General features: G+C 59.3%; 26 protein-coding genes. 6 read left to right on the top strand and 20 right to left on the bottom strand.

Features of this window, described 5'->3' with window-relative positions; all coding sequences use genetic code 11:
* Positions 1–260: 260 nt before the first annotated feature.
* The 3 genes from repB to Q1A75_RS20255 form a co-directional block, all read right to left on the bottom strand.
* Positions 261–1,247, bottom strand: a complete 987-nt coding sequence (gene repB / locus Q1A75_RS20265; RefSeq protein ID WP_299592744.1) for a plasmid partitioning protein RepB — start codon at positions 1,245–1,247, stop codon at positions 261–263.
* A 73-nt stretch (positions 1,248–1,320) separates the two neighbouring features.
* The gene (gene repA, locus Q1A75_RS20260) at positions 1,321–2,502 is read right to left on the bottom strand and encodes a plasmid partitioning protein RepA (protein WP_299592742.1); all 1,182 of its coding nucleotides are present in this window, start codon (positions 2,500–2,502) and stop codon (positions 1,321–1,323) included.
* 662 nt (positions 2,503–3,164) lie between these two features.
* Positions 3,165–3,698 carry a TetR/AcrR family transcriptional regulator gene (locus Q1A75_RS20255; RefSeq protein ID WP_299592740.1) on the bottom strand — a complete coding sequence of 178 codons (534 nt, stop codon included), beginning with the start codon at positions 3,696–3,698 and terminating at the stop codon, positions 3,165–3,167.
* A 109-nt stretch (positions 3,699–3,807) separates the two neighbouring features.
* Here Q1A75_RS20255 and Q1A75_RS20250 point away from each other — a divergent pair, with 109 nt between their 5' ends.
* On the top strand, positions 3,808–4,572 hold the full coding sequence (locus Q1A75_RS20250) for an SDR family oxidoreductase (protein ID WP_299592738.1): 765 nt from the start codon (positions 3,808–3,810) through the stop codon (positions 4,570–4,572).
* A gap of 337 nt (positions 4,573–4,909) precedes the next feature.
* Positions 4,910–5,761 (top strand): AraC family transcriptional regulator, encoded by an 852-nt coding sequence (locus Q1A75_RS20245; RefSeq protein WP_299641021.1) that lies wholly within the window; start codon positions 4,910–4,912, stop codon positions 5,759–5,761.
* Here Q1A75_RS20245 and Q1A75_RS20240 read toward each other — a convergent pair.
* The 7 genes from Q1A75_RS20240 to Q1A75_RS20210 all read right to left on the bottom strand — a co-directional run bounded on the left by Q1A75_RS20240 (position 5,758) and on the right by Q1A75_RS20210 (position 14,037).
* Positions 5,758–8,007: a winged helix-turn-helix domain-containing protein gene (locus Q1A75_RS20240; protein ID WP_299592734.1), complete on the bottom strand. Its 2,250-nt coding sequence runs from the start codon at positions 8,005–8,007 to the stop codon at positions 5,758–5,760. The two genes, Q1A75_RS20245 and Q1A75_RS20240, sit on opposite strands and share 4 nt — an antisense overlap.
* 303 nt (positions 8,008–8,310) lie before the next feature.
* Positions 8,311–8,742: a DUF4437 domain-containing protein gene (locus Q1A75_RS20235; protein ID WP_299641020.1), complete on the bottom strand. Its 432-nt coding sequence runs from the start codon at positions 8,740–8,742 to the stop codon at positions 8,311–8,313.
* A gap of 34 nt (positions 8,743–8,776) precedes the next feature.
* Positions 8,777–9,544, bottom strand: a complete 768-nt coding sequence (locus Q1A75_RS20230) for an SDR family oxidoreductase (RefSeq protein WP_299592730.1) — start codon at positions 9,542–9,544, stop codon at positions 8,777–8,779.
* A 46-nt stretch (positions 9,545–9,590) separates the two neighbouring features.
* The gene (locus tag Q1A75_RS20225) at positions 9,591–10,127 is read right to left on the bottom strand and encodes a cytochrome c (RefSeq protein ID WP_299592728.1); all 537 of its coding nucleotides are present in this window, start codon (positions 10,125–10,127) and stop codon (positions 9,591–9,593) included.
* Positions 10,114–11,400 carry a sulfite dehydrogenase gene (gene soxC, locus Q1A75_RS20220; RefSeq protein ID WP_299592726.1) on the bottom strand — a complete coding sequence of 429 codons (1,287 nt, stop codon included), beginning with the start codon at positions 11,398–11,400 and terminating at the stop codon, positions 10,114–10,116. Before soxC ends, Q1A75_RS20225 begins: the two co-directional genes overlap by 14 nt.
* Before the next feature lie 58 nt (positions 11,401–11,458).
* Positions 11,459–12,313: a cysteine hydrolase gene (locus tag Q1A75_RS20215; protein ID WP_299592724.1), complete on the bottom strand. Its 855-nt coding sequence runs from the start codon at positions 12,311–12,313 to the stop codon at positions 11,459–11,461.
* A 254-nt stretch (positions 12,314–12,567) separates the two neighbouring features.
* The gene (locus Q1A75_RS20210; RefSeq protein ID WP_299592722.1) at positions 12,568–14,037 is read right to left on the bottom strand and encodes a catalase; all 1,470 of its coding nucleotides are present in this window, start codon (positions 14,035–14,037) and stop codon (positions 12,568–12,570) included.
* 419 nt (positions 14,038–14,456) lie between these two features.
* Between Q1A75_RS20210 and Q1A75_RS20205 the strand changes: the two genes are divergently transcribed.
* Positions 14,457–14,909, top strand: coding sequence for a MarR family transcriptional regulator (locus Q1A75_RS20205; RefSeq protein ID WP_299592720.1), 453 nt, complete (start codon positions 14,457–14,459; stop codon positions 14,907–14,909).
* A gap of 34 nt (positions 14,910–14,943) precedes the next feature.
* Here Q1A75_RS20205 and Q1A75_RS20200 read toward each other — a convergent pair whose 3' ends face one another.
* From Q1A75_RS20200 to Q1A75_RS20185, 4 genes are all read right to left on the bottom strand, one after another.
* Positions 14,944–16,017, bottom strand: a complete 1,074-nt coding sequence (locus tag Q1A75_RS20200) for an FAD-dependent oxidoreductase (RefSeq protein WP_299592718.1) — start codon at positions 16,015–16,017, stop codon at positions 14,944–14,946.
* Positions 16,018–16,020: 3 nt separating this feature from the next.
* A complete protein-coding gene (locus tag Q1A75_RS20195; protein ID WP_299592716.1) occupies positions 16,021–16,707 on the bottom strand; it encodes an SDR family NAD(P)-dependent oxidoreductase in 687 nt (228 codons plus the stop codon).
* On the bottom strand, positions 16,707–17,375 hold the full coding sequence (locus Q1A75_RS20190) for a cupin domain-containing protein (RefSeq protein WP_299592714.1): 669 nt from the start codon (positions 17,373–17,375) through the stop codon (positions 16,707–16,709). Before Q1A75_RS20190 ends, Q1A75_RS20195 begins: the two co-directional genes overlap by 1 nt.
* A 157-nt stretch (positions 17,376–17,532) precedes the next feature.
* The gene (locus tag Q1A75_RS20185) at positions 17,533–18,465 is read right to left on the bottom strand and encodes an alpha/beta hydrolase (protein WP_299592712.1); all 933 of its coding nucleotides are present in this window, start codon (positions 18,463–18,465) and stop codon (positions 17,533–17,535) included.
* Between the two features lie 97 nt (positions 18,466–18,562).
* Here Q1A75_RS20185 and Q1A75_RS20180 point away from each other — a divergent pair, with 97 nt between their 5' ends.
* Positions 18,563–19,141 carry a CGNR zinc finger domain-containing protein gene (locus tag Q1A75_RS20180; RefSeq protein ID WP_299592710.1) on the top strand — a complete coding sequence of 193 codons (579 nt, stop codon included), beginning with the start codon at positions 18,563–18,565 and terminating at the stop codon, positions 19,139–19,141.
* Between the two features lie 85 nt (positions 19,142–19,226).
* Here the strand turns inward: Q1A75_RS20180 and Q1A75_RS20175 are convergent, their stop codons facing one another.
* Together Q1A75_RS20175 and Q1A75_RS20170 are read right to left on the bottom strand one after the other, a co-directional pair.
* The gene (locus Q1A75_RS20175; RefSeq protein ID WP_299592708.1) at positions 19,227–19,670 is read right to left on the bottom strand and encodes a CBS domain-containing protein; all 444 of its coding nucleotides are present in this window, start codon (positions 19,668–19,670) and stop codon (positions 19,227–19,229) included.
* Between the two features lie 48 nt (positions 19,671–19,718).
* Positions 19,719–21,152 carry a dihydrolipoyl dehydrogenase gene (locus tag Q1A75_RS20170; protein WP_299592706.1) on the bottom strand — a complete coding sequence of 478 codons (1,434 nt, stop codon included), beginning with the start codon at positions 21,150–21,152 and terminating at the stop codon, positions 19,719–19,721.
* Between the two features lie 267 nt (positions 21,153–21,419).
* Here Q1A75_RS20170 and Q1A75_RS20165 point away from each other — a divergent pair, with 267 nt between their 5' ends.
* Both Q1A75_RS20165 and Q1A75_RS20160 read left to right on the top strand, forming a co-directional pair.
* Positions 21,420–21,896, top strand: coding sequence for a hypothetical protein (locus tag Q1A75_RS20165; protein WP_299641016.1), 477 nt, complete (start codon positions 21,420–21,422; stop codon positions 21,894–21,896).
* 117 nt (positions 21,897–22,013) lie between these two features.
* Entirely contained in the window at positions 22,014–22,403 is a 390-nt protein-coding gene (locus Q1A75_RS20160) for a DUF983 domain-containing protein (protein ID WP_299592702.1), read from the top strand.
* 115 nt (positions 22,404–22,518) lie between these two features.
* Here Q1A75_RS20160 and Q1A75_RS20155 read toward each other — a convergent pair whose 3' ends face one another.
* Genes Q1A75_RS20155 through Q1A75_RS20140 form a run of 4 tightly spaced genes read right to left on the bottom strand, consistent with a single transcriptional unit; the run spans position 22,519 to position 25,699 of the window.
* Entirely contained in the window at positions 22,519–23,523 is a 1,005-nt protein-coding gene (locus tag Q1A75_RS20155) for an SIS domain-containing protein (protein WP_299592700.1), read from the bottom strand.
* Positions 23,524–23,528: 5 nt separating this feature from the next.
* Positions 23,529–24,419: a carbohydrate kinase family protein gene (locus Q1A75_RS20150; protein WP_299592698.1), complete on the bottom strand. Its 891-nt coding sequence runs from the start codon at positions 24,417–24,419 to the stop codon at positions 23,529–23,531.
* Positions 24,416–25,474, bottom strand: a complete 1,059-nt coding sequence (gene ugpC / locus Q1A75_RS20145) for a sn-glycerol-3-phosphate ABC transporter ATP-binding protein UgpC (RefSeq protein ID WP_299592696.1) — start codon at positions 25,472–25,474, stop codon at positions 24,416–24,418. Before ugpC ends, Q1A75_RS20150 begins: the two co-directional genes overlap by 4 nt.
* 3 nt (positions 25,475–25,477) lie before the next feature.
* The gene (locus Q1A75_RS20140; RefSeq protein ID WP_299592694.1) at positions 25,478–25,699 is read right to left on the bottom strand and encodes a hypothetical protein; all 222 of its coding nucleotides are present in this window, start codon (positions 25,697–25,699) and stop codon (positions 25,478–25,480) included.
* Positions 25,700–25,816 lie beyond the last annotated feature (117 nt).

The raw sequence follows: 25,816 nt of genomic DNA, 5'->3' as shown, positions 1-25,816 counted from the left end.
TGGGTACAAAAACCCGTTCGCCGGCTTGCGCGTGCTGTTCAGCGACGCCAAGACCCGGCGTTGGCTTGCGCCAACCGCTCTGTGTCATGCCTGTATTTCACCTCCGTAGTTATCGAAGGCAAAAGGGCTCCGTTCGCCAAAACGACGTCTTTTCATTGACAGTGATTCGCGAGGGCGGTATCCAACAGGTGTCTAATCTACGGATAAGCTCTCGGGCCGGATCGGCTTGGGGGCTTTTCTTTTGCCTCAGGTCATGATGTCTACGTCTCCTTCGATCGAGACAGAAAATCCGCATAAAGCTGATCGAGGTTCTCAGACAGAAACTCCCCGAACGCTGCGGAATCCTTGGATGTCAGCGAGATGTTGTAGGCACGGCCAGACCGCCCCACGACGCCCTTGATGCGGCCTTGTCCGGCCGTCCAGGTGCGCTTGGTTGCGGCTGCCTTGGGCCCACGGCGCTTGGGCGCCCTGCCCGCTTCGGTCACCTTGCTGTGTATGATTTCAAATCTGGTATCGCTGTCGAGCTGGCCGAAATCATCCGTTTTCATGATGCGATACGCGATGCCCTGATTGGCGTCGTCCGCCATCAGCTTCTTGAAGTCTTCCCAACGGTCGCGGCCAATCTGCTTGGCCGGTCCAATCGCGTCGATGACAAGGGTCGGCACGGTCTGGGCCACGGACAACATGCGCGACAACAACGTGCCGTCGATGGTCAGTGCCTGCTGGATCACATCCTTGGCCTGGCCATGATCCAGAAGATTCTTGGCAAACAGCGCCTTTTCGATGAACGACAGATCGGCGCGGGCCGTGTTCTCTTGCCCCTGCGCCAGAACGTGGGCGACATCGTCCATATCCTTGACAACAGCGCGCACTGGCCGCCCGAGGGCGCGCGCGACACGCACCCGCCGGTGACCAAAGACCACCATGTAACGACCCGCATCATCCGGGTGTGGCCGCAACAGGACGGGCGTATCCTGACCGCTGGCAGAGATCGACGCCTTCAACTCTTCAAAGGCCTCGTCATCACCGCTCAGCCGGTCATTGACGAATGATGCGTCGACCAGGTCCGGATCAATCTCGATAATGGTTTCACCTTCCAGCAGGCGCTTGGAATTCTCCGCCAGGCTGTCGATGGACACCTTCATGGACTTCGATGCCCCACGCATTGCATAGGTCGATCGTCCACCATCGACGGGCTTGTCGGTGGGTTGGCCAATCACGGATTTCAACAGGTCTTTTCTGGCCATGATGTCCTCCTTTTTGCGGTGTTCAGACCGTGGTCTGCACGGCTGTCAAAAACCATCTGCACGGCTGTCAAACTCATTGGCTGTCGCGCCCCCACGCTTGGTGCACGAGGCCCGCGATTTCATCGTTTACAGCGTTAAGTGACGTAATCGCCCGATCATAGGTGGAACGGACGAACTGCGATCTCTCGACTTCATAGAGCGTCTGTTTGGTGATCCCGGCATCAGAAATAGCCGTCGATTTCACCATCTGCGCTTCCAGCATCTGGTTGGGGAACATCGCCTGCAGGAACCCGACCATTTGTTTCTGCGGCCCATCGGTGGGCTCGAACCGTGTCACGAGGTAGCGAAACCATTTCAGGCGCATGTCAGCCCCGGCTTCGCGGATCGTCCGCAAGATACCCCCGAGCATCAGAAGGAATTGACTCATCGACATCACGTCGAGCATCTGAGGGTGTACCGTGATCAGAACGGATGTGGACGCTGTGAGCGCGGTCAGGGTCAAATATCCAAGCTGCGGCGGACAATCGATCACCACCACGTCATAGCGGTCCTCAACCTCTTCCAGCGCTTTCGAAATGCGGGTGAAAAAGGCGCGGCCCTCGGACGGGTCGCGACTGGTGAGCGCGACAGGCGTGTCGTACTCGTATTCCTGCAGGTCCAGGCTTGCCGGCACGATGTCCAGATTGGGAAAATTCGTGGGCCGGATGACCGCGCTGATCGGTTGGCGTTCGTCATCATAGCGCAGGGTCTCGTACAGCGACGAAACAGAGTCTAACTCGGGCTGAATGCCGTGCAATGCGGTCAGCGAGGCTTGCGGGTCAAGGTCCACGGCCAGAACGCGATGACCCTTGAGCGCCAGGTGTTGTGCAAGATGCGCCGCCGTCGTGGTCTTGCCGCTACCCCCTTTGAAGTTCACGACCGAGATCACGTGCAGGTCTTCGCCCTCTGTCCGGTGGGGCAGGTATTGACGCTTTCCGGGGCGGCCGTGCGCGTCCAGATAGGCACGCAGTTCCAACATCTGTTCGGCAGAGTAGGACCGGCGCCCGGACACGGAGGTTTCTGGTTCAGGGCCTTTGCCCTCAAGGTGCAGCTTCTTGATCGTCGATTGGGTTACGCCCAAGTAATACGCCACCTCGGCCAGCGAAAATTGCCGTAGACCTTTCTCGGCATTGGGCGGATACTGCTCCTGACGCAAGATGTTGAGCCTGTCTGAAATCAACTCTCCTTGCTGGAGGATGATTTCATCGAAAGCCATATCGCTTGCTTCACCAGAAAACGTTGGTGCTCTCATATTGCCGCCTCGCCTAATATCGCTTTTATCGCGATTTCTGTCTTTAAACTGTGACTACATCGGAAGTGACTTATCCACAACGATTATTTGCATGGGCCAGCGGTCAGTCGTTCTGCGTGGGCATGAATGCGCAGCACCACAAGCCTGCGCTGACCGCACGGAACTGACCACTACATCTGGTGTTTACCTGTCATTTTGGCGATCAAGTTTCACACCGAAGTTTGGTAAGTGGTTTATTTAAGTCATTATATTCAAAGAAAATTTCCAATTTGCACGGCTGTCAAAATGCGTCTTCCAAGGAGGGCAGGGCGCGCCGCCTGATCACGGGGCATGGATGCTGTCCGCTCGCCGGCGCCTTGAGCCAGGCGCTCAATACAGATGCCATAAAGCGGCCGACATTCTTGAGGCTGAATGCCCGGTCTTGATGGAATCAGGCCTCAGTACTCCAGAGAATCGGGTACCGATTCTCGTTTCCCGGTCAGATTCCCCGCAGCCAATTTAGGTGGTTCGCGGCCTGTGGTGATCAGGTCAGCCTTTAGGCGGCCGCCTGTGCCACAACGGGGCAGGGGAGGGGCACCTTTTTGCGCTGCCAAATGACACCGCGCAAAATCAGCTTTAATCAAGTGTCAAAGAACTGACAGCAGATACCGTTTTGCATCCATTATCGGCGCGTCCCGGTCAACCGCGACCGATAGGGTCATTGCACCCTGCAGGATCGAGATCACCAGCTCAGGCGTCAGGTCCGTGCTCTTTCCCTCGAGCGCTGTTGTTAGCCATTGCGACAACCGATTGTAGAAGTCGCGGACTTTGTCGGGAGATCCGTCCGGAATATATGTCACCACCGACCCCAACACCGTACACAGGCAACTGCACCCTTCTTGACGATATGCGCCGGTATACGCGTCCGCCAGCCGCGCCACGCGGTCATGAGGGGTTTCGTCCGCGGCGTCCGCAGCACCCAGACTGCCGACAAAGCGATCTGCGTATCTGGTAATGACACGTTGGACCAAGTCCGCCTTTGTCGGAAAATGGTAGTGCACCGACGCGCTTTTGATCCCGATGGCGGCCGCGACGTCACGGAAACTGAAAGCGTCCAGACCGCCCTTGCGCATCTCTCGTTCGGCGAAATCCATGATCTCTGTTTCACGGGCGGTTGTCATCGGTGCCTCCGATTTTTTTCGTCTATCAGTAGGTAGGGGGGTTGTGCTGGAGAAACAAGGCTCTTACGTATCTACCTATCACAAGATAGACAACGCAAGGAACTGTCTCATGTCTCAATCTGTTTCCATGATCATCGGTGGCTCGACCGGAATGGGCTTTGCCACGGCGCAACAACTGGCAGGGGCCGGAAAGACCGTCGTCATCGTCGGCCGGACTGCCGACAAGCTGGCGCAGGCCCAGCAAGAGATCGAGAAGGCCGGCGGCAAGGTTGAAACCGTACAGGCCAACGTTGGGGATGCCTCCGACATTGCCGCACTGGTTGCACATGTCGAAGCCGAGACGCGGCACATCGACCAACTCGTGAATGCCGCGGGCACATTTGCGCCCAAACCGTTTCTGGAGAATGACCGCGCGGATTACGACGCCTATCATGACCTGAACCGCGGGACATTCTTTGTCACCCAGGCTGTTGCCAAGAACATGATGGCCCATGGTGGTGGATCAATCGTCAATATTGGGTCGATGTGGGCCAAACAAGCGATCAAGGCGACACCGTCAGCGGCCTACTCCATGGCCAAAGCCGGTCTGCATTCGCTGACCCAACATCTGGCGATGGAGATGGCCGACCACAACATCCGCGTCAATGCCGTGTCACCAGCCGTCGTGGTCACACCGATCTACGGAGCCTTCATCGATCCCGACAAGATCGAGGACACGCTGACCGAGGGGTTCAACGCATTTCACCCCATCGGTCGGGTTGGCCAACCGGGGGATGTCGCGCACCACATCAGCTTCCTGCTGTCGGATGCTGCGGGCTGGACGACCGGCGCCATTCACGATGTTGATGGCGGTGTGATGGCCGGTCGCAACTAGGTGCGGGCAAAACCAAGAACAGCGTCGGGACAACGCGGCGCTGTTCTTTGCCCGGATGCAGGGCACACACGATTCGAGAACGGACGGATGCCATGTGTAAATCTACATTTACACCCCACCACGTACCACAGTCGTATGTGGACCTCTGTCCACCCTGGTCACGCCCCAAACGCAGCATTTTCGTATTATACAATTAAGACATATAGTTAAGTCATAATTTAGATCTCTTCAGACCGAATTTAGCCTGTTTGCGTTGAGGTCGTCCCGAGTGCGGACGCATCATTGGAACCAGACTTGCGCTGTTCTAGCGCCCCATTTTCGGAGGAAGGGACACATGATGTCATCTTGCATTGACACTTTGCCCGACACACAGAACCCAGCGGTCTCGCTGGCCTGGCCAAAACGCGATGCCGAGGATCTGTACCTTGATATTCATCGTGCCGGTGACATACCGGTAGAATACCCGAACAAACGCGACCGCGACCGGATTATTGTCAGCTTTGGTGCCACCCGTCTAACGGCCCTGCACGACGACCTTAAAGTCGGGGAATGCATGCTGGTGTTTGGCGATGGCACGCCCGTGCCGCTTCGAGCCGATGGCGACTTTGTCATGGTGGAAATGCACCGCAATCTGACGCGGCAATTCCTTGGCGAGCAACGCACACCCGGACGGGACGTGATGCGTGGACGCTCTGCGTGCCTGTCCGCCCTGGCCGATGCAGCGTTACGCCATTGCAGTCAACTTGCCATCGACACCGAAGCCTATGTCAAAGCCTTTGCCGTGCTGGGGTTGGCGGAACTGTCCCTGTGCGCGGACCGATCCCATGACACACCCGAGCTGCTGAACTGGCAATTGAAGGCAGTGGATCGGTTTATCGAACAGAACCTGAGCCGATCCATGAGGATTGCCGATGTGGCGACGGTCTGCAACTACTCGGTCGCGCATTTCTCGCGGCTGTTCAAGGCGCGTGTCGGGGTTACGCCGCATCGATACATTCTGCAAAAGCGGGTGGATTTTGCCTGTGGGCTATTGTCAGACACCTGCGAGATGATTGCGGATATCGCCTATTCCAGCGGGTTTTCATCGCAATCCCATATGACATCGACGTTCAAACAGGTGTTGGGCATCACACCCAATGAATTCCGGATGAGCCAGGCGCAGTCCCATGTGCAAAGACAATGTGCCTAGTCCAGCCGGTCGGTCGTCGTCTGGATTGCCTGTGCGTCGACCGGGGCCCAATATGTGTGCGCGGTTTGCCGCATTTCCGCGCCCAGTGCGTGAAAGTCGGGATTGTCCCTGAGTGTTTCGAACACCGGAGATCTTTCGAGGGTGCCAATGAAAACGAAGCCTTTGTCCAATGCGACGCTGATCGTTTCGATCGCCGCATCTGTGTTGTCTTCGAGCGCATAGAGGCCTGCGAGGGCCATGAAGTCTTCCTGCAGTCGCAAACTGTCGACCGGGCGACCGTCAAAGTACCGACGCACATTGCCGATGATCGTCGATGCCGCTTCGTCCGCATGCTTGAGGTTCACGTCAGCAAAAAAGACGGCGTCGAACACGTGAATTGCCGAAATATCCGCACCCGGGCGTGTGAAACGGCTGTAGATACCGGTGGTGCTGAGGAATTCGTACAGCGGCGTGCTGTCGCCAAAGACGTAGTGCATGAAGCCGCGGAACTGCCCGAGCGGATCCTGGTCCTGCATCTCTCGGGCCGCTGCTTCGTCTCCGGCGATTGTAAAGCCCAGCACCCGTAGGGCAGGGGACGTGATCAGCCCGTCAAACTGTTCAATCTTGCCAACACTGCTGAGAAGCAGAAGCATCTGGAATTGTGCTGCGGTGTTTCCGGGATTCAGTTGCAGCGCGTCCTGCAACAGGAAAAACGACTGGGCGTATTCCCCCGTTTCACGCAAGAACATGGCAAGGTCCGTCAGCGCGTCCACGTCGTTTTCATTCCAACGCAGATTGTCGCGGGCATGGGTGAATGCCTGTTTCAACTCACCCTTGCCAAATTTGGACCGGGCCACGCGCGACAGGATTACAGGTGACAGGGGATCGAAGCTGAGCGCCTGTTCATACGCGGCATCGGCTTCGACAGAACGCCCCGTCGCGCGCAGCACCTCAGCCCGGAGAAGGACCGCATGTGCATTCAACGGATCGAGCCGCAGCGCCTCATCAAAACGCGCCAATGCCAAGTCGTAGTTCAGGTGGTACTGCGCCTGCAGGCCAAGTGCGGTTAGCACATCGGGGTTGTTGTCGGATTTGGGTTCCACCTCGAACGCGAACTTGTCGATCTGCCTGGCCACCGTGGCTGTCTGTAGCCCGGCATAGAGCGCCGCCTGATGATAGGCAGAGATGATCATCGTGTAGGCCGGCACGAAATTCGGTTCGAGAGCGATCACCTGTTTCAGTTTGGCGATCGCGTCGAGGATATCCATGTCTTTTTGTGACTGGATCAACGTCGTGGCGTCGACATAGGCGCGGTGGGCTTCGGGGCTGATGAGCCGTTCGGAGGGCAATTCGGATGTCATGCCGATGGCGTTCAGCAAGTCGAGCGCTGCTGCTGGCAGGACCGCGGATGCGCCCCTGTCTTCGTCGTTGGCAGTTGGAATCAGGTAGGTGTTTGTCCATTCGATGATACCACTGTCGGTGTCCATCATCTGGATCGTAAGCGCCGTGTTCTCACCGTTTTCGACCAAGTCACCGGTCACAAGGTAATTGCTGTTGAGGGTCTCTGCGATCTCGGTCGGCGACATGTTTGTTTCGGCGAAGCGGAAGGACGACAGGGAGGACACCACCTTGAGATCCGGCACCGCGCTGAGCACATCGATCAGCGATTTGGCAAGCCGCTCGCGTTGGTCCGTGCCGCCGCTGGCGCGCGCCACCACGAAGGGCAGCACCGCGATGGTTTTGCCGTGCCGAACCGTGTTTTTGGATGCCATGATATCGACCATGGGGCTGTCTGCGCTTGTGCCGTCGCGCGCGCCCCACGGCATGTCCGACGCGCGGTATGTCGCAAAGGTGCCACCGATCAGAGCAATGGTGCAGGCCGCGACGATCGCCCTGCGTGCGGGAAAGTCGGCCTTTTTGCCTACACCGCCATCCGGCACCGTGTGCTGCGTATCCACGATCTCCAGTGCGCCGACGAATTGATAGCCTTCGTTCATAAAGGTTTTGATCAGGCGTTGAGAGCGCCCATCGTCCCGCAAGGCCCGGCGGACGGCGCGAATGCGATTGTCGATAACCGCCGGAGACACGGATCGTCCCCCCCAGACTTCGGTGAGAAGGGTATCACGGGACACGATTGTGCCGGCCCGTTGCAACAGCAGTTGCAGCACCTTGCCCACCTGCGGTTCGAGGTGAATGTGGTCACCGGCACGGAACAGTTCGCACCGCTCATCCTCGAAAACGTAATTCTCAAATCTGTATGCACTCATCCCAATCTCGATGTATCAAAGGAAATCGAGCGCTATGCACTGGATCAATTTTGTCTTGTGACGTCACTATTACGTAACGTTAACCCTTTTAGCTAGGGCACTAACAAACGTCAATGTGTCACCGCTGGCAGCGGGCCCTGCGCCGTTCCAATCGCATGCCAGGTGCTGATACTTTGGGCGGACACACCCTGCATCAGGCCCCCGCACAGGCATTGAAAAAGCCATCGCTGCGGCAAGGCAGCGATGGCAACAATGTCGGGCAGTCAGAGGAGGGTGGGAGGTCCGCGCGCCGCGGTGGCGCCTTTAGTCCGGTGTCAGGAAGTCAAATGTATCCGCGCCGTACATGAAGAATTCGCAAGGCACATCGCTGACGCAAGCCGTCGTGTGGGGCGCGTTGGCCGCAACGCTCCAGAATGATCCGGGGCGCATGACGGGTGCATCCGCTTGACCGGCAAACGGGTTTGTCATTTCCCCCTTCAGCACCACGGCACGGTACGCGTGCGAATGGGTGTGAACGGGTGTCTCGAACCCCGCCGGGAAGCGCCCGAACGTGCCGTGTTCACCGGTTGAACGATCACCGTAGGCAGCGGCGAAGGCAACGGGTTCCATCACCTCCTGAAACGTCTTGTCCTCTTCGGTGAGAGTGACGTTTCTGATCGGTTCGGCCTGCGCCAGTGTGGCAGTCATCAGAAGGGCGAGGGAGAGTGGTGTGCGCTGCATGTTTTTTCCAGTCATGTGTGGGGTGCCCGGCCTGTCGCCGGGCCCATGATCAATTGCGGCCCGCCATGACGCCGCCATCGACGTCATGGATTGCGCCCGTTGTCCAACCCGCCTTGTCCGACAGCAGGAAGGCGGCGTGGTTGGCGATGTCCTCGGGGCGGCCAACGCGACCGATGGGATGAAAGGCGTCAAAGGCGTCGGTGAGCGTGTCCTCGATCTTGTCCTTTTCGATGAAGGCACCGTAGATCGGGGTCACCACAACCGCCGGCGAGACCGCATTGACGCGGATGTTATGCTCACCCAGCTCCATCGCCAGATGCTGCGTCATGGAATGAATGCCCGCCTTGGCCATGGAGTAGGCCGCCGATGGCGTTGCCTTGATCGCCTGGCGGGCCCACATCGACCCGATGTTCAGGATCGATCCGCCCTTGAACTTGATCATGTTTCGCGCAACCGCCTGAGTGACGACAAAGAACGCGCGGTTCATGTCGAGATACTTGTCATAGTCGGCGACGGTGTTTTCGAGGTAGGGCTTGGGTGCGAACACGCCTGCGGCATTCACCAGTTTGGCGATGTGTCGCGTTTCGCCATCTATCGCGGCGACGAACGCATCGACACTGGCCGGGTCATAGAGATCGACAAGCACCGTTTCCGCAGACCCCGCCCGTATGCCGTTCAATTCGGCGGCGGCCTTGTCCAGCCCGGTCTGTTCATGCGCAAGAAGCTTCACGGTGTCGCCTTCGGCCACAAGCTTGTGCGCAATGGCGAGGCCCATGCCGGAAGAACCGCCAACAATAAGTGAAATCTGGTCTGACATGTGAAATTCCTTGTTCTTTCGAGGTTGGGTCGGTTGGCCGGGCCGATTATTTGGGAGCATCCGGCCAGTGCGAGATGAACCCGTCACGGTTCGGCATCTGGATTGCGGGCAGGGTGTCCGCGTCGAGTACAAAGTTTTCCGAAATGATCCCGTTCACGTGCAACAGGTATGCCGTCACGGCGTAGACCTCTTCGTCGGTCAGGCTGCCGGGGGCGAAATAGGGCATGGCGCGCCGGATGTAATCGAAGACCGTTGTCGAATAGGGCCAGTAGCTGCCAACCGTCTTTTCATGCGCGTCCAGCGTCAGCGTTCCGATCCCACCTGCCAGTGAGCCCGCCGGGCCGCCCCGGGCGCTGTCACCGTGGCAGAAAGCGCAGCTGCCTGCGTAGATCTCGGCGCCCAACTGGGCGGTGCCGCTGCCTTCGGGCAGGCCATGGCCATCGGGCGCAATGGAGATGTCCCAGGGCTGCAGCTCGGCCTCGGTTATGGCTGTGCCGTGTTGCTGCGCATCGACTGGTAACGCTGTTACCAGCAACATCAGCAGGATTGCGAAGCCATTGGACCGGCAGTCATACATACACATTGCTCACGTCTCCTTTGGCGTCGATGGCCCAGCTTTGGATCGCATTCTGGTGGTAGAGTTGTCCGGCGGCGTAGGGCGCGTACCAGTCTGATCGGGTCGGCTGGACCGTTCCGGTTTCATCGGTTGCGCGGCTCATCAGGGTGGCTGACCCACCGGTCCAGTCCCATGCGATCGAGAACCGCGTCATGGCCTGGGGCAGGGCAGGGGCCTGCAGGGCAGCCGCGGCCCAGCTTTGCCCCCCGTCCGCCGATATTTCGACGCCAGTGATCCGTCCGGCGCCAGACCAGGCCACGCCGGTGATCTGTTGCAGCCCCTTGCGCACCGGGCCTATCCCGTAAGACGGGCCGGTGATGACTGATTTCACCCCCAGCTCATGCGTGAACTGCCGCGCCAGACCATCCTTTTGCAGGAGGGTATATTTCGAGGTCTCGTCCTTGGTATGCGTGGCCCCCGACATGACCTTGATCCGCCGCAGCCACTTGATGTTCATGCTGCCTTGCCAACCGGGGACAACCAGTCGCATCGGGTAACCCTGTTCCGGCCGCAAGCGTTCCCCGTTCTGATAAAGCGCGATCATCGCGTCGCCGTTCAGCGCCTTTGATATCGGAATGCTGCGGGATTTCTTGGCGGCGTCGGCACCTTCGGCCAGCATCCAGGTGCCAGCGGGGTCGACCCCCGTTTCCTGCAGCAGGGTGGCCAGAGAGATCCCGGTCCATTCGGCGTTGCCGATCAGGCCGTGAATTTCCCCCGCGCTGCGTTGCTGCGCCTCGTCCAGACTGTTGAACAGGCTGTTGCCAGCACATTCGATAAAGGCGGTGCGGGTCGTCATCGGGTAGTTCAGCAGATCCGACATCGAAAACCGCAAGGGCTGGCGCACCATGCCGTGGATCACGAATTCATGCTGGTCCGGGTCGATCTCGGGAATGCCGCTGTGGTGCCGTTCGAAAAACAACCCGTTCGGCGTGATTGTTCCAGCCAGTTTTTCAAGCGGTGTAAAAGAGACGCCCGACCCGTCGCCGATGCCTTCGGGGAACAAGCCAAGAACGGGACGTGTCACGTGGCTTTCGAAGGGGGAAGGCTGCCCGTAAGGGCTTTGAACGAGGCCGGGCGTTGAGCTCCAGTCAGGAACTCGGAGTTGATCTGCGGACACCTGCGTGGCGACCACACTGGCGGGCACCGCTGCGAGGCCGGTCCTGAGCAGCCACCGGCGACTGATCAAGCCACCGGATGCTGCACGGTCTTCTGACCTAGGAAGGATATCGGAAGAAGACATGAGGGACCTCGTGTTCCAGGTTGTTCGGGAGGACAATTGCCGCAGATCGGTCTTGGGTTCAGGTCGAGGCGGTGATCCGTTTGACCGCGTCGTCGGTCCACCAGACCGCGTTCGCAACCATCCGGAAGTTTATGAGAGCAGCCAGGTAACCATCACCTTCGGGCACCTGCGCCCCGGCTGTCGCGTCGCGTACAACCGCCACCTCGTAGCCCAGTTCGAGCAGTTCGTAGAGGTGGGCCTGCACGCAGAGGTTGGCCGACATCCCTGCGAGGATGACGCGGTCGATGCCCCGTTTGCGCATCTGCAGGTTCAGGTCGTTCTGCGCCGGTCCATATATCTTGTGGGGGGAACAGACGACCGTTTTGCCATCGTTGATGTAGGCCTTGTATTGCGGCATCCAGTCCGCGCCGGAGCCGTCGAAGTTGTCGACGTTGAGCGCGTCCTCGCGGTCGAACATCATGATGCCGTGCATCACCCGTTCCAGCGTTCCTTCGAACTTCCACTTGTGGTCATGCGGGTAGTAATAGTGGGGAGAGATGAACGTCTCCATTCCGACGGCCTTGGCCGCTTTGAACAACTGTTCGAGATTGTCGACGGTGTCCTGTTCCTTGACGCTGTTGCCGACAACGCCCCAGGACACGCCTTTTTCCGACAGGAAGTCGATTTGCGGGTCAATCACGACCAGGGCCGTGTTCGACAGGTCAATTTCCATGTCGACGGCGGGCAGGCCGGGAGTTTCGGGATCTGCATATTTGGCTTCGGCTTCGGGGGTTGCGGCCAGGGCCTGACCACCGCTTGCCACGGCCGCAGTGGCCATGAGCGCCGCGCCTGAGCCTGTCATCAACCGCCGCCGCGCTGCATCTACCTGCTCTTCCGTCACGTCGCAGCCGCAGGTTTCCTTGGGGGTTGTCATGGTCGTTCTCCTTATCCGACGCGAGGGGCTGGCCTGCTGGGACCGACGCCTGCGTATTCAAGTGATGGGGCCATGATGCTGAAGGAATGTGCCTGCGGATTTCGGCATTCGATCATCGCTTTTAGAATTCCGCTGAAAATGCAGCGTGCAGCGATTGGCGCGGGCGGAGAGATGGGCCAACCACCTGCCAGAGAACGAAAAAAGCGCCGCATGATCGCGCGGCGCCTTTATGTTTGGCCTTGCGGTTCGGTTGACTACTCGGCTGCGACCGATCGCTCGGACAGATCGGCCCGTGCCTGCCGCACACCCGCCCCATATGCCGGGTCTGCCTTGTCGAAATGTGCACACATCCGTGCAGCGATCTCTTCGGGCACGCTGGCCATGGCTTCGGCGATGTTGCGGTGCAACCTGCCTTGCTGATCCTTGTCCATGAGCCGGTACAACGCGCCGGGTTGGGCATAATCATCATTGCCGCTGCGGTGATCATGGCGCTCTGCGGACCCCGACAGCTTCAGCGGTGGTTCCGCAACAGACGGGTCCTCGACCGCGCCACCGAACGAATTGGGTTCATAATAGGCGTCGGGATTTGCCGTTTTGGTGACAAACGGGTTCATCTGCCCGTCCTTGTGATAATGACTGACCGGGCATTTGGGTTGGTTGACCGGCAATGCCTCGTAATGTGTGCCAAGACGGTGCCTGTGTGCGTCCGCGTAAGCAAACAGACGGCCCTGCAAGACCTTGTCCGGGGAAAACCCGATCCCCGGCACGATGTTCGAGGGACTGTAGGCCGCGTTCTCGACCTCGGCAAAGTAGTTGTCGGGGTTCCGGTTCAGCTCGATCTCGCCCACCTTGATCAGGGGGTAGTCGCCGTGCGGCCAGACCTTGGTCAGATCGAAGGGGTTAAAGGGCGTCTGTTCCGCCTGGGCTTCGGTCATGACCTGGATGTACATCGTCCATTTCGGGAATTGACCGTTTTCGATCGTCGAAAACAGCGCTTCCTGGTACCCTTCACGCGTCTCACCGATCTTTTGCGCGGCTTCCGCGTTTGTGTAGTGGGCGTGACCCTGCTGCGTTTTCATGTGGAACTTGACCCAGTGCCGTTCATTCCTGGCATTGATCATGCTGTAGGTGTGCGAGCCGTAGCCGTTCATCTGCATCGGTGTCCGTGGGCATCCGCGGTCGGACATGAGGATGGTGATCTGGTGCAATGCCTCTGGGCTGAGCGACCAATAATCCCACATCGCGGTCGGCGACCGCAGGTTGGTGCGCGGGTGCCGTTTCTGGGTGCGAATGAAGTCCGGGAACTTTAGCGGGTCGCGGATGAAAAAGACGGGTGTGTTGTTGCCCACCAGGTCCCAGTTGCCATCTTCAGTATAGAATTTGAGGGCAAAGCCACGCACGTCACGTTCGTTGTCAGCGGCACCCGCCTCGCCTGCGACCGTGGAAAATCGCGATACCAGTTCCGTGGTCTTGCCGATATCGGAAAACACAGCCGCCTTGCTATATTGAGAGATGTCCCCCGTGACCGTGAAGGTTCCGAACGCGCCCCATCCCTTGGCGTGAACAACCCGCTCGGCGATGCGTTCGCGGTTTTGGTGCGCCAGCTTTTCCATCAATTGGTAGTCCTGCATCAAAACTGGACCTTGCGGTCCTGCAGACATCGAATTCTGGTTGTCCGCCACAGGTGCCCCGGCGGTCGTTGTCAAACGTGGTGCTTTGGACATGTCATTCCCTTTTCGTGGATCTGTCAGCATCTCACCTGAATGCACGCCGGGACGTTGGATCCGTCGGCCCTGCCCGCGCATGACGGTTTGTGTCTGAGGGTTTCAAAGTACAAAAACTGTTAGAATACACTCGGACCAGGCATCTATCGGGATATTGCGGTTTTGGCAGGATGTTGACATTCGCGAGCAACATGCCCGTTTTCTGCCATCCAGACGGCGATCGTAGGCAAGTGTTTGCCTTGCACTATCGGCGATAGCAGATTTCTTGAAGACACGGCGGTGCCCGCTTGAGTAGGCATTGGTCGTACCAAGACCATCCCCCATTTAAGGCATCGGGTATCCCAATAGATGAACGACCAACGCTTGAAGGCGGGGTTCATGGCGATTACTAGTAAATACCAGCCTGTTTGGAGGCCCTTATGACGGATTCTCGGGAAGCTTCGCCGCTGTCAATTGATGAGCAGCTTTGCTTTGCGCTTTATACGACGTCTCGCGCATTCACGAAGCTGTATTCCAACCTGCTTGGTGCGCTTGGCCTCACCTACCCGCAATATCTGACCATGCTTATCCTTTGGGAACGTGACGGACAAAGCGTCAAGGCCATCGCCGAAAAGCTGGAGCTTGAGGGCGCGACGATCACGCCGATGATCCAGCGCCTCGAACGGCTTGACCTTGTGTTAAAGAAACGCCGCACAGATGACGAGCGCCGCCAGGATGTGTTGCTGACCGAAAAGGGACGCGCATTGCGGGACGAAATACTGGGCATTCCAGGGCAGATTGGATGTGCCGTGAACCTGAACACCGAGCAAGCAAGAAAACTACTCAACAAGATCAATACCTTACGTGAGGCCATCCGGGATCATGCCTCTTGATCACGGTTGACGGGTTTCGGGTCGTCGATTGCCGTCAACCGACACGTTGGTTCTGAAGCTGTGACCCTTTGATCTGATCCAGTGCGTTTTCCGCCGCTTCCAGCGCGCCTTCGAGGTAGCCACCGAATTGCGCCGCCGTCTCGGTTCCCGACAGGATCAAACGACCGTCAAACAGCCCCGTCATGGCCGTCGACAAGCGGTAGGACGGGTGTGCAAACAGTGGCTTCTGGTCAGCAGCGGTCGAGGTGAGTGGATCATAGGCCCAATCCTTGATCAGGAGTTGCCGAGGTGTTTCCGCCTCTTTCCCAAACAGGCGGACCAGTTGGGCAAGCACATGTGTGCGCAACTGATCCACGTCACCGCGCGCGTTCGCGGGCACCCCTATGAACCCGAACAGGGCGAAGGGACCGTCGGACGCGGGTGATGCGTCATGGATTTCAGCCAGGGGGCCACGGCGGCTCATTGCGTCGCCGGACAGTCCGGCGTCGCGCCAGAACGGCGTGTCGTACACCGCGACGGCCTTGGCCTGACCTGCCATCCATGTCGGGACTGCACGCATGTCATCACGTGTCCGGTCGGCAAGCGCAGGCACATATTGCAGTTCCGCCGCAATGCGCGGCGGCATGGCCAGAACCGCGCGGTCCGCTGTGTGCGTTTCGCCATCAGACAGTACCGCGCGGATGCCCGCTGTGTCATTGTGCAGGGCCGTCACGACCGCATTCAACCTTTTGCGGTGGTGCGGAATCCGGGCGGCGAGCGCTTGCGTCAGGCGCCCAATCCCCCCTTGCAACCGCCACGACCCTTCCATGGAGGCAAAGCCGCGCCCGCGTTGAACCTGTCCGGTTTCGTCTTCGAAGGTCAGGATTCCATCGGCATATTGATCGAACCGTTTCAACCCCAACTCGTTGATCAGGGCGGCGATACGGGGTTGACCGGGCCAGAACCACGCCGGCCCCAGATCGAATTGGCCATCGCCGACGTCTTGGGTCAGGATGCGCCCGCCAAAACGGTCGCGTGCTTCGAGCAGAAGGTAATCCCGGCCATCCTTTTCAAGGGCATGGGCCAGTGCAAGGCCCGAGAGCCCACCACCGATGATCAGTGTAGTCATGGTTCAAAATCCTTCTGACGACGGGCGCAGGTCAAGTTCATGCGTCCAGGTAGAGGAGGGTTGATGCGCGAGGTGCCAATAGGCCTCGGCTATGTCGGCAGGTTGCATCATCTGCGCGGGGTCCAGGCTGTGCAGCGCGCGGGACGCAGGTGTATCGATTATGCCGTCGAGGATCGCGTGGCACACATGCACGCCTGCGGGCTGATAGGCCCGGGCCAATGACTGGGTCAGGCCGCGCAAGGCGAATTTCGCGCTGGAAAAGGCTGCAAAGTTCGCCCCGCCGCGCAGCGATGCCGTCGCGCCCGAGACAATGAACGTCCCGCCACCCGCACGCACCATGGGCTGCAATGTAGACTGGGCAAGCAAGACAGCGCTTTTAACCATGGAGTTCCAGGTTCTTTCGAAATCCTGTGTCCGGGTTTCCGCGAAGGGAGCAATGACCAGTTCGGCCACGTTGTGCACGACGACACGGGGAGCACCATGTTGGGCGATGACCGCCGCGACCGCTTTGGGTGCGGCGGTATCGTCCGACAGATCAACGGTGTGGAAGGTGCCCGTATGTGCGTCGGGTTCGGTGCGACCAAGGCCGACGGGCGTGTAGCCGCCCGTCTCGAACCGGGTGAGGACCGATTGCCCCAATCCCGCCCCGGCGCCCCCAACCAGCACCAGCGGTTTGCGCGCGTCCGCCATCAGACGGCCGGAGGTGTTGCGTGCATGAGGTGGCCGGTCTTCATCCAGACCTTGGCCCCTGAGCTGCCAGCCACCGCGGACAGCGGTACCGCATCGGGCAGGCGCAGCCAGGCCCCTTTGCCCAGCGTCTCACCGCCTTCGGTGATCTCGCCATCGATAACCAGAAGTTCGATGCCGCCGCTATCGCTGTTGGCCAAGGTCGCCCCCGCGTCGAGCTGGCTATACGTCACCGTCTCGCGGTTGTCGCTGTGCAGCAGCGCGGTCGCGACACCGTTTACCGGGGTGTCCACTTCATCCGCCATGGACTTTCGAAACTGGGTCCGGTCATCCATGTCGAATTGCCACAGCTTCACAAAGATCGTGCAACCTTCGTCGGACCCGGGCGTGTGGGACGATGTTGGTGGATTGCGGACATATGTGCCTGCGGGAAAATCACCATGTTCGTCCTGGAACACGCCATCGAGCACAATGAATTCCTCGCCCCCCGTATGGGTGTGAGCCGAGAATTTAGACTGCGGCGCATAACGTACAATGGTCGTCGCGCGCGCAACTTCGCCCCCGATCCGGTCCAGCATTCGCCGGTCGACACCGGGCATCGGTGAACTTTTCCACGCAACGGTCTCCGAGTGGACAACGACGCGTTTCGAAAAATCTGCATGCAGTTCCATTGAAGCGTTCCTTTTCGAAGTGTATGAGCTACCTATCACTAGATAGTCGCAACGGCGTCAAATAGATATAGCCGGGCGGGTGGTATCACGCGCATGTGACCATCGCTTTCGGATCGCGTTCGCGGGCGGTGACATATGCACCGCCCGCTTACATCGCTTACTTGATATCACGCGCCGACAAGAAGGCACGGATCTTGTCGGCAATAAAGCCCACATCTTCTTCCAGTGCAAAGTGGCCGGTGTTGAGGATGTTATAGTCGACGTCATTCAGATCACGCTTGAACCCTTCGGCACCCGGTGTGGGGAAAAAGGCGTCATTCTTGGCCCACACGACAAGCGCAGGGGGTTGATGCGTGCGCAAGTAGGCCTGCCATTCGGGGTATTTCGCCACATTGGTCCTGTAGTCATAGAACAAGCCAAGCTGCACCTCGTGCTGTCCCGGACGGTTCATCAAGTGGTAGTCCAACAACCAGTTGTCGGGAAGAATGCCATCCGGGTTGCGCGTCCCGTGGGTGTACTGCCACTTCAGCCCTTCAAGGGAAAACACCTGACTGGCGATCTGCGCCTCGATCTCGGCGTTCCGGCCACCATTCCACAGTGTCATGATGGGGCCCCATGTCTCTTTGTTGAGGCCCTCTTCGTACACGTTGCCGTTTTGAACGATCAGTGCTTGCACGCGTTCGGGGTGTTCGGCGGCGATGCGCATACCAATCGGCGCACCGTAATCCTGGAGGAAGAGCGAGTAGCTGTCCACGTTCCGTTGTTCGAGGAAGGTGTCGATCGTGTCGGCGATGTTATCGAATGTGTAGGTGTAGTCATCGGCATCCGGGAAGTCGCTGGCACCGAACCCGGGATAGTCGGGGGCAATCAAGTGATAGCTGTCTTCCAAGTCGGCGATCAGGTTGCGGTATTGGTGCGAGGAGCTGGGAAAGCCGTGCAGCAGTACCAGCGTCGGGTTCGCGGGATCACCGGCTTCGCGGAAAAAGATCTTGTGACCATCGACGGCTTCGAAGCCGTAACGGGTTTCAGCAATCGCGGGTGCGGCAAGGCTGGCAGTGATCGCCAACGCGGCAAGGGGACGATTGAGCATGTGATGTTCCTCTGTGCTTTTTGTAACCGTTAAAGATAATTACAGCGGTTAACATAGACATCTTGCGTAACCATTCAATACCCATTATATAAGTTACATGAAAAAAGATACTCCTTCCTTCCAGTTTGTCGGCAACGATACATCGCTTGACCTCGTGAACACGCGCGTCATGACGCACGGCGTTGTACACGATCTGATCAATACAGATGCAGGCCGGGCGGCTTGGATGGCTGCCGCGCAGCTTGGACCGGTGGCCAACGCTTGGTCGGATAACGACAACCGCCAGCTGCAGCGCCTGAGGGATGCAATTGCACAGCTTGTTGCCGCAGCGATTGACGGCTCTGAGGCCGCAGCGGCCGACATGACGATTGTGAACCAACACCTTGGTGAGCGCACCAATGCGATACATCTGACCGCACAAGGCGCGCAGTTCCGACTGGAAGAGGACAAGGGACCGAAGTCGCCCGACGCAGTGATGGGCGATATCGCGGACTCTGCAGCCCACCTGTTGGTGGAGACGAATCCAAAACGATTGAAAAGATGCGCGCACCCGGACTGTGTCCTGGTCTTTCGTGATACATCAAAGTCGGGTCGGCGCCGTTGGTGCGACATGGCGACTTGCGGCAACCGCGCAAAAGTGGCTGCGTTTCGGGCCGGGGCAGGGGGCGCCGACTAGGTCATCGGCGACGGCACCTGATCAGCACAGGAATTAAACCTTAAGGGCCACGCCGAAATAAAGCGTGGCCCTTCTGTCATAGGGGTTATGCGGCATAGCTTTCGTTCGTGATGTACCGGATGAGGTCACTTGTGTTTTGCTCACCTGCAGCGATCTTGTGGCTGACGACGTCCCCGATGGAGACCAGCCCGATCAGCACGTCACCCCTGACAATCGGCAGGTGCCGAAAGCGACCCGTGTTCATTTTTTCAAGGGCCGCATCGATGGTGTCCGATGGGTCGCCAAAGACGACATCGGACGTCATCCGGCACCATACCGGATCCTCCAGCGACACCGCACCGCCCACGGACAGATGACGGACAATGTCGCGTTCGGACACGATGCCACAAACCCTGTCCGCTTCGGTCAGGACAACCACGGCACCGATGTTGTGGGCGCTGAGAATATCCGCGATCTCTTTCAGTGACATGCCCGCCCGGGCCGTTACGACGTCATGGCCCTTGTGATCCAGTATATGTGCGAGTGTCATCGCGTCCTCCTTTGGTTCTGGTTCATCTGGTGGTGGACGAGCACCGGGTCAGGCACCGGGTCCGCAATCGATACAGCGCAATGGCGGGTTGGGCCCGAAGCCAAGCTTGCTGTTGACGTCCCGCAGGGCGGTGCGCAGACCTTCCTCGATCACCGGGTGATAAAAGGGTCGTTCCAGCGCTTGTGACACCGTGATGCCATCCGTGATGCTCCAAGCCAGCAAATGCCCGAGATGTTCTGCCGCGGGGCCGATCATCTCTGCGCCCAAGACTTGCCCGGTGCCCTTTTCCGCGTAGACATGCAGACACCCCTTGTTGATTCCCATGACACGCGCACGCCCCTGATCCTCGAAAGACACCGTGCCGGTTTCAAAAGGCACTCCGGCCGCCACCAAGTTCCCATGACTGCGTCCGGCCATGGCAATCTGCGGGTTCGAAAACACGATCCCCAGGGGAACGCGGCGCGCACGCCGGTAGGCGTCGGGCAAACGGGCCGCGTTTTCACCGGCCAGCCGCCCTTCGTCCGCCGCCTCGTGCAGCAATGGCAGGTCGCCGACGGCATCACCGGCCACAAAGATGTGGCTGTCGCCGGCACGCAAGGACAAGGGATCATACAGCGGGACACCGCGCGCATCACGCACGAGCGAGGTATTTTCGAGGCCAATGCGATCGACATTCGCCTTGCGGCCCGTTGCAGCCAGCACATAGTCGAACCGCGCGCTTACCTCACCGGTTTCGTCGGCCCGGTACACTATGACCTGATCACCGTCCCGCTCGATCCGCGTGTCCGCATGCCAGTGTGCGGGGAACTCGTCCGCGAAGGTGCGGGCGGCATAGGCTCTGATATCTGGATCGGTCAGCGGCCCAACGAAATTGTCCCGCCCGAAAAGCTCGACACGCACATCAAGGCGGTGCAACGCTTGGCTCAATTCCAGCCCGATGACGCCGGCGCCGAAAACGGCGGCCGAGTTTGGCAATCCATCCCAATCGAATACATCGTCATTGACGATCAACCGGTCGCCTGCGGCCTCGAGCATTGGCGGGATGTTGGGGCGCGACCCTGTGGCGATGATGATCGCGCGCGCCGTCAGCAGCCGGCCACTGGTCAGTTGCAAGGTATGATCGTCGCGGAAAGTAGCGAATTCGCGGATGATCTCGCCCTTGTCAAAGCCATCCACCGCGTCGTGGACGAACCCGACAAAGCGATCGCGCTCATTGCGCACGCGCTGCATGACGGCACGGCCATACACCTCTGCCTGATTTGTGCTGATCCCGAAAATCTCGGCGTTTCCGGCTGCGTGCTTGGCATCCGCCGCCGCAATCAGCAGCTTGGACGGCATGCACCCCACGCGTGCACAGGTGGTTCCCAATGGGCCGCCGTCAATAAGGGCAACCCGGTCGGTATACTTTGTCGCCTCTCGATACGCGGACATACCGGCAGTCCCTGCGCCAAGAATGGCGACATCGAAATCATAGTCTTCCATGGCCTTGTCTCCTGAGCCTGTGCGGCTCTCTGGGCGTCCCGTAAGGTCAGGCGGGATACGCAGTCGATTAAGCTATCTAATGGCAGATAGAATCTACATCCACTTTCGCAACTCACGTTTTCTTGAAATCGGCTTTGTGTATCGCCAGGAAAATGGATCACATTGCGGTGTGACCCGCTGTTGCGAAGGCCCTTGCGACCCTAATCTCTGCACCTGGATTTGGAGAATGGCTTTGTGAGCATCGACATGATTTTGACGTCAACACGCATGCAAAGGGCCAGCCTGCTGCTGCTGCGCGTGACGACCGGCTTCCTGCTGGTCTGGGGCGGCCTGAACAGCGTGGTCAAAGGCAATGCGCCGTTTGGCCTGGGACGCAACCTGCACCTGTCGGAAACGATGGGCACCTTGCTTGGCTACTCTGTCGGCGCCATGCAAGTCGCCATCGGCGCCTTGTGCGTCATCGGACTTTGGCGCCGTGTTGTACTGCCCGTTCAGGCCATCATCCACGGCTTCACGGCCATCAGCGTGTGGTGGGCCATTGTTGATCCTTACCGTTGGTACATCAGTGGCGTGGATCGCATTGTGTTCAACTCACACGTGTTCTATCCAACAAGCATCACGTTTGCCGCATGCGTTGTTCTGATTGCGCTTCGACCACAAGACAGGTGGGCCACAGACACGCTTGTCTCATCCCATTCCAGGTCCGGTCGCCACATGAAACGCGACAGAGCCAACCGAGTTTAGCGCAAATCTGATATACGGGCGGATCGGTCAGGACAAATGATCGGGTCGCACCAGTGTCGCAAATTTCGTGCCGAGGCTCAGCGCCATCCGGCCACGTATGTTTCAGGAGAGATACCTGTGGAAAAGGCGAATGACGTACACACTGACGATCGCAACCTGCGAACTGCGGTTTTGAACGGGTTGCGCTTGAAATGCCCGAAATGTGGCGAAGGCGCGCTTTTGCATAGCTACCTGAAAGTCAATGCAAGCTGTCCCGTGTGCCACGAGGATCTGTCTCATGCCCGGGCCGATGACGGGCCTGCCTACCTGACGATCTTGATTGTCTGCCACATCGTCGGCGTCGCGCTGCACGTCGTTTATGGCTATTTTGATCCTTCGCCCCTGATGGTTGCGTTCAGCATCAGCGCTGTGGCCGTGATTGCATCGATATTGCTATTGCCCCGCATGAAGGGGCTGATCGTCGGCGTCCAATGGGCAAAGCGGATGCAGGGTTTTGGACGGCAATAGGGGTATGGGCGCAAGGGCGTAGGTCACTTGGACTGGGAAAATTCACTTGGTGCGGTCTGTCGAATGTAGGGGTTTCACCAGAGTGGATGAACATCCGGCTTCTTGGTGCAGTTGCCTAGACCGTATTCGTCACCTTGGCCAACCCCACAGGCTTGTCCGGGTTCAGACCGCGCCGGAGCGATACCGCTTCCAACGCGCCGTAGAGTGGAACGAGCGCGTCGAGCGCGTCGAGCGCGGGCATCGCAGAATGCGGAATTGCTGCACCCGAGACCGTCGGCAGGATCGAGGCGCCTTGGGCCCGCAGAATCCCGAGTGTATCGGTCAGTCCCGAACCGGGGTTGGAAGGGATAGGAAGCACCGGATAGCCATGTTTCAGGACCGCAGACGGGCCGTGAAGGACTTCTGCACTGGAGTAGGAAATGGCCGGAATTGCGCAGACCTCCATCGCCTTCAGGGCCACTTCGCAAGCGATCCCAAGTGTTGGGCCACGGCTGAGCACGACAAGGCGGTCGAGGCCAATAAGTGCCTCGGTCATACGGGAGACGTCATTTTCCAATGCGGTATCCAGGCGATCGGGCAGTGTCAAAAGCGCCGCGATCAAAGCGTCATCCTGTTGCCAATGAGCGGCAAGCCAAAGCCCGGTGAGGATCGAATTGGTGTAACTCTTGGTGGCAGCCACAGCCTGTTCCGGCCCGGCATGGATATCAAGCACATGCGTCGCTGCGGCGGCCAAGGGGCTGTCCGAATGGTTGGTGAGCGTGATGGTCTGAGCCCCCCCGAGGGCGGCGCTTTCCATCATCTGCACAAGATCAGAGCTTTGGCCAGATTGGCTGATCCCAAGGGCGGTTACCCGATCAAACCGCAATTGCGCGCCATAGATCGTCGCCACCGACGGGCCAAGGGAGGCCACGGGCACGCCCGCCACCAGCTCAAACGCATATTTCAGGCAAGTCGCCGCGTGATCGGAGGACCCCCGCGCGATGGTCACGATGGCCCGGGGATCATGGGCCCGCAACGCGGCAGCGGTCGCCTTGAATGCATCCTGTGTCGCCGGGTCGGTCAGGCGACGGGCAGCTTCGGGGATTTCATCAATCTCCCGCCGCATAAATGTGGGGGACATCCGCGCTACTCCGCAGCTTCGAACGGGATGCGGTGCAGATTGGTAAGACCACCGGTGCCGCCCACCTGACCGACCGCAGCAGCACCGCAACGAACGCCTGCGGACAGGGCTTGGGCCAGGGGGGCACCGGACAACCACGCCACCAGAAAGCCACCATTGAACGCGTCACCTGCACCGGTTGTGTCAATCACCTCAACCGCCGGTGCCGGGCAATGATGCACGCCGCCCGCCCTCTCGACACGTGCGCCCTGTGCCCCGTCCTTTACCACGGTCAATGGCGCGGCATTCTGGGGCAGGCCGCCGTCCATAAGAGCAGCAAGCTCGGAGGCATTGGGCAAGAACAGATCAACATCCTTGATGAGGTGCGTCATCTCGGCGCCGCGATGAACCAGGGCATCGTCCCAACCGCAATCGAGCGACACGGTCATATGCTGCGCCCGCGCCTGTGCGATGAGGTCGGGATGCTCCACCAAGGTGCGCAACTCTCCGATGTGGAGATGACGCCAGCCTGTGCCCCAATCGACGTCGGGCAACGCCGGACCGCTTGTATGGCTGAGAAAGGCACGGTCATTATCGAGAACGGAAACCACGGTCACCTGCGGTGACTGTTCCGGAGCGGCCGCCGCACAGAGGGTCGCATCGATCCCCACGTCGGCAATGTCCCGCAATACGGTGTCGGCGAAAGGTACGGAGGGCAATGTCGCGCACAGCCCCGCCTGACCCCCGACCGCCTGAATGGCAGCCGCCGTGATGAAAGCGCCGCCACCGGCATGCAGGCTGAGGTCGGGTGCAAACACCTCTTCTCCCAAGCGGGGCAGGTGCGGCAGATCGGTGAAGATCAGGTCGCAATAAAGTCGTCCCGCGCAAAGGATGGTGGGAGGGGATTGGCCAGTCACGCCAGCACCGCACCACTGTCAGCATCAAATACATGCACGTTGGCGGGATCGGCGGACAAGGTGACCTGTGCACCGACATCCGGCGGGGTGCGCCCATCGGCCTTTGCAATCACTTCGCCCGCATCGGTCGTGACATAGATCAGCGTTTCGGCACCAAGGGGCTCGCGCACGGCCACCCGACCCGTGACAACAGTCTGCCCGGCACTGTTCAATGTCAGATCATCGGGGCGAACCCCCAGAAATATAGGCCGGGCTACGGCGCTGGCATGAGCGGTGGCAATGGATTGGCCCGAGGCAAGCGTCACGCCACCGCCATTCAGCGTTCCGGGCAGCATATTCATCGAAGGCGCGCCGATGAACTGCGCAACGAAGGTGTTGGCCGGGGAATGGTAGACCTCGGACGGCGTGCCGACCTGCTGGATATGACCGTCTTTCATGATCACAATACGGTCTGCCATGGTCATCGCCTCGACCTGATCATGGGTGACGAAGATAATCGTATTGCCAACGCGCTGGTGCAGCTTCTTGATCTCAAGCCGCATCTGGGTGCGCAACTGCGCATCGAGGTTGGAGAGCGGCTCATCGAACAGGAACACCGCCGGATCGCGCACCATGGCCCGCCCGATGGCAACGCGTTGGCGTTGCCCGCCGGACAGCTGCGCAGGTTTGCGACCAAGCAGATGGGTCATGTCGAGAATACCGGCAACTTCGGCAATCCGCGCCTCCTTGTCCGATTTCGACATGCGTGAAGACCGCAGACCGAAGGCGATGTTCTTCTTGACCGACATATGCGGGTAGATCGCGTAGTTCTGGAACACCATCGCGATGTCGCGCTCTTTGGGTTCGAGGTGATTGACGATACGGTCGCCAATCACGACCTCGCCCGATGTCACCTCTTCCAATCCCGCGATCATGCGCAGGGTGGTGGACTTGCCACAGCCCGAAGGACCGACAAAGACCACGAATTCGCCATCTGCCACGTCGAGATGGATGCCGTGCAAGACTTCGGTTGGGCCGTAGGCCTTGGTCAGCGCGCGAAGACAGAGGTTGGCCATGGATCAGGCCTCCAGAAGGGCGGCAAAGGTGCGGTCGAGCATGCCGGCCGCGGCAGAATGGCGGTCGGCGCGGACAGCGGCCCGTTTGATCAGGTGGTCGAGTTCAGCATGATAGGTTGAAAATGCAGCCTGCAGCGCTGCGGGGGCGGGGCCGCCCGAACGATCCCGTACGGTCACGAAGTGGCGGGCTGAGGTGACAGTCTGGAAACGGTGTTTCGATAGCATCGTGGCGCGTCCGGTTTCCGCCTCGAACGCAGCGGCAAAGGAGTGTCTGACGTCAGCGCCTATGGGTCCAAATAGCGGTATTTGCTAAGAGAGGGTTTGTTGCTCATCGTGGCCACC

It is taken from the genome of uncultured Tateyamaria sp., from assembly GCF_947504105.1.
In the GTDB taxonomy this organism is placed as follows: Bacteria; Pseudomonadota; Alphaproteobacteria; order Rhodobacterales; family Rhodobacteraceae; genus Tateyamaria.
Note: the sequence above shows the minus strand (reverse complement) of the source record. Positions and strands in the feature narration are given on the sequence as shown.